The organism is Mesorhizobium sp. LSJC285A00 (assembly GCF_000503155.1).
Taxonomy (GTDB): domain Bacteria; phylum Pseudomonadota; class Alphaproteobacteria; order Rhizobiales; family Rhizobiaceae; genus Mesorhizobium.
On sequence record NZ_AYVK01000017.1, the window covers coordinates 88,095 to 95,661 of the forward strand.

At 63.1% G+C, this 7,567-nt stretch carries 12 protein-coding genes, 2 pseudogenes and 1 riboswitch; of the genes and pseudogenes, 10 read left to right on the forward strand and 4 right to left on the reverse strand.

Features of this window, described 5'->3' with window-relative positions; translation table 11 throughout:
* The first annotated feature begins 175 nt into the window (after positions 1 to 175).
* The 3 genes from X726_RS152935 to X726_RS152925 all read left to right on the forward strand — a co-directional run bounded on the left by X726_RS152935 (position 176) and on the right by X726_RS152925 (position 1,461).
* Positions 176 to 412, forward strand: a complete 237-nt coding sequence (locus X726_RS152935; RefSeq protein ID WP_023670353.1) for a hypothetical protein — start codon at positions 176 to 178, stop codon at positions 410 to 412.
* 153 nt (positions 413 to 565) lie between these two features.
* Positions 566 to 973, forward strand: a complete 408-nt coding sequence (locus X726_RS152930; RefSeq protein ID WP_023670354.1) for a hypothetical protein — start codon at positions 566 to 568, stop codon at positions 971 to 973.
* A 266-nt stretch (positions 974 to 1,239) separates the two neighbouring features.
* Positions 1,240 to 1,461, forward strand: coding sequence for a hypothetical protein (locus X726_RS152925; RefSeq protein WP_023670355.1), 222 nt, complete (start codon positions 1,240 to 1,242; stop codon positions 1,459 to 1,461).
* Positions 1,462 to 1,761: 300 nt separating this feature from the next.
* On the opposite strand, the pseudogene X726_RS1000000171705 reads toward X726_RS152925, so the two are convergent.
* Positions 1,762 to 1,848: pseudogene (locus tag X726_RS1000000171705) on the reverse strand (PRC-barrel domain containing protein); the annotation flags it as partial.
* 13 nt (positions 1,849 to 1,861) lie between these two features.
* On the reverse strand, positions 1,862 to 2,188 hold the full coding sequence (locus tag X726_RS0135310) for a hypothetical protein (protein ID WP_023670357.1): 327 nt from the start codon (positions 2,186 to 2,188) through the stop codon (positions 1,862 to 1,864).
* Between the two features lie 161 nt (positions 2,189 to 2,349).
* Here X726_RS0135310 and X726_RS152920 point away from each other — a divergent pair, with 161 nt between their 5' ends.
* The 4 genes from X726_RS152920 (at position 2,350) to X726_RS152905 (ending at position 3,969) form a co-directional block, all read left to right on the forward strand.
* On the forward strand, positions 2,350 to 2,652 hold the full coding sequence (locus X726_RS152920; protein ID WP_023670358.1) for a hypothetical protein: 303 nt from the start codon (positions 2,350 to 2,352) through the stop codon (positions 2,650 to 2,652).
* Positions 2,653 to 2,993: 341 nt separating this feature from the next.
* Positions 2,994 to 3,323, forward strand: a complete 330-nt coding sequence (locus X726_RS152915; protein WP_023670359.1) for a DUF1236 domain-containing protein — start codon at positions 2,994 to 2,996, stop codon at positions 3,321 to 3,323.
* A gap of 98 nt (positions 3,324 to 3,421) precedes the next feature.
* Positions 3,422 to 3,637, forward strand: a complete 216-nt coding sequence (locus tag X726_RS152910) for a hypothetical protein (protein WP_023670360.1) — start codon at positions 3,422 to 3,424, stop codon at positions 3,635 to 3,637.
* A gap of 92 nt (positions 3,638 to 3,729) precedes the next feature.
* Positions 3,730 to 3,969: a DUF2934 domain-containing protein gene (locus tag X726_RS152905; RefSeq protein WP_023670361.1), complete on the forward strand. Its 240-nt coding sequence runs from the start codon at positions 3,730 to 3,732 to the stop codon at positions 3,967 to 3,969.
* A 160-nt stretch (positions 3,970 to 4,129) separates the two neighbouring features.
* Here the strand turns inward: X726_RS152905 and X726_RS152900 are convergent, their stop codons facing one another.
* Positions 4,130 to 4,381, reverse strand: coding sequence for a hypothetical protein (locus tag X726_RS152900; protein WP_023670362.1), 252 nt, complete (start codon positions 4,379 to 4,381; stop codon positions 4,130 to 4,132).
* 355 nt (positions 4,382 to 4,736) lie between these two features.
* Positions 4,737 to 5,033 (reverse strand): annotated as a pseudogene (locus X726_RS152895) (GSU2403 family nucleotidyltransferase fold protein); the annotation flags it as partial.
* 198 nt (positions 5,034 to 5,231) lie between these two features.
* Positions 5,232 to 5,344, forward strand: a riboswitch (TPP riboswitch).
* Between X726_RS152895 and X726_RS152890 the strand changes: the two are divergent.
* The 3 genes from X726_RS152890 to X726_RS152880 form a co-directional block, all read left to right on the forward strand.
* Positions 5,335 to 5,943: a YkoF family thiamine/hydroxymethylpyrimidine-binding protein gene (locus X726_RS152890; RefSeq protein WP_023670364.1), complete on the forward strand. Its 609-nt coding sequence runs from the start codon at positions 5,335 to 5,337 to the stop codon at positions 5,941 to 5,943. Its footprint overlaps the riboswitch before it by 10 nt.
* 329 nt (positions 5,944 to 6,272) lie before the next feature.
* Positions 6,273 to 7,115 carry an ABC transporter permease gene (locus tag X726_RS152885; protein ID WP_023670365.1) on the forward strand — a complete coding sequence of 281 codons (843 nt, stop codon included), beginning with the start codon at positions 6,273 to 6,275 and terminating at the stop codon, positions 7,113 to 7,115.
* Positions 7,112 to 7,567 (forward strand): ATP-binding cassette domain-containing protein (locus X726_RS152880; protein WP_023670366.1); only part of this gene is annotated, 456 nt, incomplete at its 3' end. The genes X726_RS152885 and X726_RS152880, both read left to right, overlap by 4 nt.

Sequence of the window (7,567 nt, forward strand, 5' to 3'; positions counted from 1 at the left end):
TTGCCGAACAAATAGAGAACAAACAGGGCCTATTGTCAAGCGAAGCGGTTGTCGCCGGCCGGCCCGTTCCAGGTCGGGCTGTCGAGTGCTCCGCCTGGGCATCGGACCTGCGGAACATTGTCTCTCGCCTCGGCGTTCATATCCGCGACGGGACGCTGTTTTTGTGGAGGCCGGTATGGGCCAGTTCGAGATGATCGACCTCGTCAGCGTCATTGACGCCTGCACGAGCGATCGCGTTGCCGGGCACTGCGTGTCAATGGCCAGGGCGGTGGAGGAGTTGCGAGTGCTGACCGGTGATTTCGTATCGCCGGACGAGACGGTGGCCAACGCGCTGTCGGCAGTGGCGCTGGGGCGCGGCTGCGCGGTGGTGTTCGACGAGCGAGCGGGCGCCGACATCTTGCTGACGCCGTAGCGGGGCGGCGCCGGGTTGTGGCAGCCAGAAAAGTCGAACAGCGTGCAAAAAGCTGTGCAGGCATGGCCCATAAGCGCGGCGTGGAAAATTTCTGTGCGTGGGTGTATTCTCCAGGACGCAAGCGGTCGCAGACCGCATAGGGGGAGAAATGACATGCCGAGGATTTCGGAACTCTTTTTCAAAACTGCCATCTTGTTCCTGATGTTGGGGATTGCGGCCGGCCTGCAGATGGCGATCTCGGGCGACCACGCCGCTTTTCCGGCGCACGCGCATATCAATCTGCTCGGTTGGGTGACGAGCGCCATCTTCGGCGGCTACTACGCGCTCAATCCGCAAAAGGCGGCGCGTCGCATCGCCATGATCCACTACGGGCTCTACACACTCGGCCTGGTGATCATGCTGCCGGCGCTGTATGTGATGCTGCAGGGAAACCCGGCGCTTGAACCGATCGTCGCCGGCGGCTCGGTCATTATCGCCGCTGCCGTTCTGGTTTTTGCTTTCGTGGTGTTTTCGCCCGAAACGGCGCGCTCGGTGTCCGGCGTGGTTCCGGCCTCTCGCTGACTGTTCGCGCGCGGCGATCAAAGTCCGACCCGCATTCGCGACCCGCGACACGGGTTGGCCAGGCCGATGGCCGCAGCCGCTGGCTGCGGTGTCTATCGCCGCGTCGGCGCTTAACATACCCGAGTCCCACCACGTATTATTTCGTGACTATTTGGCGCCGGAACCTTCCCAGATATCGCGCGTTGCGGCGACTGTATTCGCGCTGCCTTATATATAGGCAGACTTGAGTACGTCCACAGCATGGGTTGGGGGAGGAGCAGGCCACCATGTCGAACAGAGAAATCGGAACGTCGGCCTCACTGGGCCGACGCATCGCCGATCTGAAAGCCAGGATGCGAGACGCCAGCGTTACTGAACACGAGATGCAGACCTTCCAGAAGGTCGCGGCCATCATGGGGGGTGTCGAAGGCTCCCTACGCCTCGACGCCGACGACCTGATCGCGGCGTCCTTCGTCACCGAGGCGCTCGGCGATCCCGGGTCGAACTGAAGGTCAGAGCCCGTCGGCACTCAAGTGCCGGCGGGCGATGGCCCGGTTCGCAGCGTTGCGATGCTGGAGCGTGTCTGCGCCGCCCGCGGCGGGGATATCTTGCGCACTTTGAAGATTCAGGCGAGCGGCCTCAACGGCGCTTGAGATATTGGGCTTCGCGTTCGTGCTTCTCGGCTGCCTCGCGGCTGTCGAACGTGCCGAGATTGCGTCGCCGCCGGCCCTTGACCACAAGGGCTAAATTTAACCAAACCGCCAAGGCGCCTTAAACGAAGGATCAGACCAGCCGGATCCTTCGAAATATCAATCGCGATGCTCCGGCATCGCCTTCAGCTCATCCTTGGTCCAACTGGTGACGGCGTGGACGTCCCGGGAAACCTCTCGAAAGTCCGCGGTCGCTGCCTTACACGTCGTCGAACGGGCCGCCGCGCCTCGCCAGGTCGTGACCAATGGCGGCTTCCTCGGCGTCGTCGGGCAAGGCATCGTCACTGTCCTGGTAGGGGTTGTCGTCATCCTCCTCGGGCAGTTCGCCTTCCTTCTCGACACCGGTGGTGTCCGGCAGGCTTTCCTCATCTGCTCCGTCGGGCAGGACCGTTGCGCCACGCAGCGCATCCCAATCCTGCCGACCCGGCGTCGGCGCTTCCACGTCATCATTGGCGATCCTGTCGCGGGCATCGTTTTTGCTCGGTGGCGCCTCGACCTCGTCATTGGGTTTTCTGTTTCGTTCCATGATTGCCTCCTCTGGGCGGCTTAGCGTCGAGAAGGTGGAACTCACTTCCGGCCGCCAGGTTCCAGCAACCACTCCAGCTTCAGTGGAACCAATTGCCGCCAGTCTGCTTTGCCAAGGACTAGTCTGCTTTGCCAAGGAGATGAATCCAGAGGAGCTGGACCATGAAGACTTTCCCCCTCATCTCATGCGTGCTGCTCTTGGCGCTGGCCGACCCGGCGGCTGCGCAGGACAATGGCGACCGGAACGGCCCTGCCGCGCCTTGCCAGGCGCAGCCTCAGGACGATGCTCAGAAGCCGCCGGTCGCCAATGGCGGTGGCGAATCGACCAGCACGCTCGGTCCCTGCGGCGGCGTGCTGCAGCCGCCGCCCAGTGGTGACCAGGGTATGACGCAGCCGCCGCCGGACCAAGGCAAGACGCCGGTGATCAAGCCTGGCGAGGTGCCTGCGCAGCCGCCGAAGCAATGACCTTTGCTTGAACTTCACGGCGTGGCACGAAGGCGGTCGGTTCCGGTCTTGGCCGGGCCACGCGGTCACCGGATCAATGCCGGCGCCGGCCGCGATCGCCACCGGAATTTGGAGCCGTGCATCGTCCACGTCGAAGGTCTCCTGAGGGATTGTGCTTCAATGCGAATCTTGCGGGTGCGGGTTCTGCTGGCATGACCGGGAAGCCGATCAATTTAGTCTCCGCTTGCGGAACAAGACCGTACCGGCTGCGTTTGCCTCCAGGAGCCCGCCACCTCGATCTGCGCTGTTTTCGCCTCATGCGGGAACACGGCGGAGCTCGCCAACAACGACAGGAGACGAAGATGAAAACCATCCTTATTCCCGCCGTCGCCGGGCTCGCCATGATCGCTGGTATCGGCATTGCCGCCGCCGACGAGGTCATCGTCACGCAGCCGGCACAGCAGCAGGTGATCATCACACCGGAACAGCGCACGGTCGTGCACCAGTACGTAAAGAAACATCCGCTTGCCTCGGTCAATCTGCTCGGCGTCGAATTGAATGTCGGCACTGCCTTGCCTGACACTGTCGAGCTGCAGGAAGTTCCCGACGTCCAGTACAGATACGCCGTCGTCGATAACCATACCGTGTTGGTCGACCCCAGCACGCGCAGGATTGTCGAGGTGGTCGAGTAACGCTCGACAACCTAACCATTCATCGGTGATACGGCCCTGTCGTTCTTCCTAGAAGGGCGGCAGGGCCGAATGACGAACATGATGAAAGGAGAATTGCCATGTTGCCGCATGTCGAGACCCCGAACTCCGCCAATGTTGCGGCGTGTTGCGACAAGTTGCTGGCCGAGCGCAACACGGCGCTGTTATCGATGAAGGAAGCGATCGCGCTCCTGCGGGAGCGCACCGGCACCGATCGTTCGGATGCCGACCTCGCGGGGCTGATCGTCAAGAAAGCGGCGCTGCTCGGCGTTGCGGTGATTTCCGACCCGCGCTGAGATGTCTCGTCACTCAAGACGCCGGCCGAATTTTCGGCTAATGTTTTCGTGGAATCTGGACCAACCGACCGGACCCAACCACGGAGGCTTAAGTGACGGACGACAAACAGGACCGCATTCGCCAGCGCGCGCACGAGATTTGGGAAAAGGCCGGCCGGCCTGAAGGCGCGCATCAGGAACACTGGGAGCAGGCCACGGCTGAAGTCGATGGCGCGGTCGCCAAGCCAAAAAAGGCGGCGAAGAAAGCTGACGCCAAGCCCGCCAAGGCAGCCGCCAAGCCAAAGGCAGCGAAGCCTGCCGCCGCAAATTCCGGCAAAGCCAAATCGAAATAAGGCCAAGTTGAAACGAGGCCAGTCGAAATAAAGCAAGGCCGGAATTCGCTGGCCGGGCCATCCTTGGCGCCCGCCGTTCAGGCGCGCCCGAGCCTCTCAACCTGACGAATTGCGCCTGCGACGGGCAGCGCAATTCCTTGTGTTTGGCGACAGCCGCCCCTCATGCCTCCCAGGCATAACTCGACAGCGCAAAGCGAATCCCGGCAGCTGTCATAGCCAGTTCGCATTCGGTGATCTGGCGCAGGTGGCGCAGATAGCGCGTCACGGTCTGTGGCAGCCAGCCGGCGCAGGCCTCGACATAGGCGCGGCTGTGAACAAGGGTGCCGGTCGACAGCCTCTCGTTCTTCTCGGCAACGACTTTCAGATATTGGCGGATGAAGCGGATGTCGTCGGCGATGTCCTGGCTAGCCATTCGCCAAGCCCCGGCGAGGCGTTCGCACTGATCGAATGACAAGGGCAACAAAGGGGGCGGCAACAAAGGCGGCGGCAACGACGGGGGTGACAGCAAAGGACGAGAGAGATCGGCGAAGGCAACATGGTTCGCTGTGCTCAAGGACATTCCTATCTGCGAAAAGAGATATCGTACTTTATGTACGAATCAGCGTCAAGCCAATTTCGTACGGTTGGGACGATGGCAATGAATATAGCAGCGGTCGCTTCAGCTAATCCCGCATCGTGAATCCTTCAGGAGTCGCACCAATTTCGCGGAGGGATTTCCCCAGGATGGTGTGACTGTTTTCCCTCGTGGCGGCGTCGAACAGGTTCAAGCCGCCCCGGATCGTCTCGCGCCAGTTTTCGCCCTTGTCCCACGCTTCCATGAAGGCGAAGGCAAGGTCGTCCTGGCGACGCGTGGCTTCGAGCGCTTGGGTCAGCAGGCGCGCTTGATGGAGATCCTTCTCCCGCTTGGCGCCAGCGCTCGGCCCGCGTCGCGAGGCGACGATCAGCTTGTGGATGGCGTAGCGCTGGGGCGAGGGGACCAGCACAGGCAAGCCCGAGCGATGCAGGAGCACAGTCCGGATGGGGTCGCGGATAAGGAAATCCAGAAACCGTAAGGGCTGCGCGGAGTCTCTGCCGTTTTCTTATAATTACGTTTATCAGCTTGAATTTCAACGCAGTTATAAGAAGTTCGTGGAAACGTTATAACGCAACGAACTGACGAGTCGTCTGTTAACGCCCGGGCGCCCGGCACGTCTGGCCCAAAACACTTTCCCGCAGTGCCTCAACAAACGGCTTCCCCAATGCCGCGAACGGTGCTTTAACCCGCCCATCCACAGGGGTGCTCCGTATCGTCGGGGCTGAGATGAGGGCGGCAAGCCTTCGGACCCTAAAGCTGATCTGGATAATACCAGCGGAGCGAGGCGGGCGATGTTTTCAGGCGCACAGATTTCCCTTTATCCCATGACCGACGATTTCGTCGGCGTCATCCTCGGCGCGCTCGGCGCGCTCGATCCCTGGCGCGACCGGCTGCGGATCGAAACCGATGACATCTCGACCCTTATGGTCGGGCCGCCCGAGGTGCTGTTTCCCGCCATGCGCGACCTGTTCGTCGCGGCGGCCAAAAGCGGCAAGCACTGCGTGCTTTCGGCGGCGGTCTCGCGCGGCTGTCCGGGCGAGCCCGACGATCCGATCTGCCGCTCCGACGAGACCGGCGGCCCCGCCATTCCGCTGGACGAGCGCAAGATCGCCGCGATCCGCGCTGTCCAGGCCACGCCGTCGACCGGCCAGCCGGTGGCGGCGCAGTTCTCGCTCTACGTTATGGGCACGGGCGACCATATGGACGAGATCTACGGCTGCATCGATTTCCTGAAACAGTCCGGCGTCTTTGAGCGCTCAAAGAACTTCTGCACCAAATTGCGTGGCGATGCCGGTGCGGTGTTTGCCACGCTCAACGAGGCCTTCTGCCGCTTCGGCCCCGGCGCCGGCCACGTCACCCTCGACATCACGATCTCGGCGAACAGCCCGAGCGCCGTCTGAGCCGCGGCTCAAGCGTCGTTCCTTGAGGATATTGCCGTGGCTGGTTTATCTGACCCATTGCGTGGAGGAGATGCCTCTGACCCCTCAGCACAGAGAGGAGGGGAGCCATTGGCGATTGGCGAAGACCGCGATGCCCACGAATCTCCCCCCTCGAGCAGGAGATGGCCGGCAGGCCAGAGGGGGTCCCAGCGCGTGGAGCGCCGACGTCCTTTTCGCATCGGCAAGGCGTGGGCGCTCTATGCGAGACGACCCCCTCTGTCGCCTTCGGCGACATCTCCCCCTNTTTTCGCATCGGCAAGGCGTGGGCGCTCTATGCGAGACGACCCCCTCTGTCGCCTTCGGCGACATCTCCCCCTCGAGGGGGGAGATTAGCCGCAGCCATCGCCAAGACCATCCCCGCCGCCTGCGCCTCCGCCCTGCTCCTCGCGGCGTGGGAGCTCTACGCCCGCTATGGTGGCACTGCGCCCACCATGCTGCCGGCGCCGTCGCGCGTGCTGCAGCAGGCCTGGGAGCATCGCGCTGCCCTTGCCGACAACACGCTGCCCACCATCCGCGCCACATCAGCCGGCTTCGCCTGCTCGTTGGTCGCTGCCTTCGTGCTTTCGGCGCTGGTCGATTTCTTGGCCCCGCTGCGCCGCGCGCTGTTTCCGCTGCTGATTATCAGCCAGACCTTGCCGCTGGTCGCGATTGCGCCGCTCATCGTACTGTGGTTCGGCTTCGGGCTGATGCCAAAAATCTTGCTTGTGGCGCTCGTTACCTTCTTCCCGATGATGGTGGCGCTGGTCGAGGGTTTTGCCGCGACCAGCAAGGCGATTTCGCAGATGCTCGCCACCATGGGGGCAGGGCGCTGGCGCATCTTCTGGCTGGCGCGCCTGCCTTCGGCGCTGCCCTATTTCTTCGCCGGGCTGCGCATCTCCATCACCTACGCCGTCGTCGGCGCGATCTTCGCCGAATATGCGGGGGCGGCGAAGGGGCTGGGCATCTACATGCTCAATGCCAAGAACAACTTTCGGCCCGATCTGGTGCTCGCCGCGGTCGCCGTCAGCGCCGCGCTCACGCTTGTCTTGTTCGCCATTGCGGTGCTCGTCCAGCGCTTCGCCATGCCTTGGGAGAATGCAGGGAGCGAAAGCCGCGACGGCAAGGTTGAAGCTGCAGAAGAGAACCGTCAATGACGCGGCTCGAACTCCGGGACATCAGGAAGAACTTCGGCGCGCTTGAGGTGCTCGCCGGCATTTCGCTTCATGTCGCGGCCGGCGAGTTCGTCTCCATCCTCGGCCCTTCCGGCGCCGGCAAGTCGACGCTGTTCCAGTTGCTGACCGGCGCGCTGAAAGGCGAGGGCGACATGCGCTTCGACGGCGCGCCATTGCAGGGCAGCCCCTTCGCCTTCATGCCGCAGCGCGACGCGCTGATGCCGTGGCGGCGCGTCATCGACAATGTGACGCTGGGGCTGGAAGTGCAGGGTCTTGGCCGCAAGGCGGCGCGCGAACGCGTCGCGCCGTTGTTCGCTGAGTTCGGCCTTGCCGGTTTCGAGCGCGCCTGGCCGGCCGAGCTTTCCGGCGGCATGCGCCAGCGCGCCGCCCTTTTGCGCACCGTGGTGCAGCAGCGCGACATGCTGCTGCTCGAC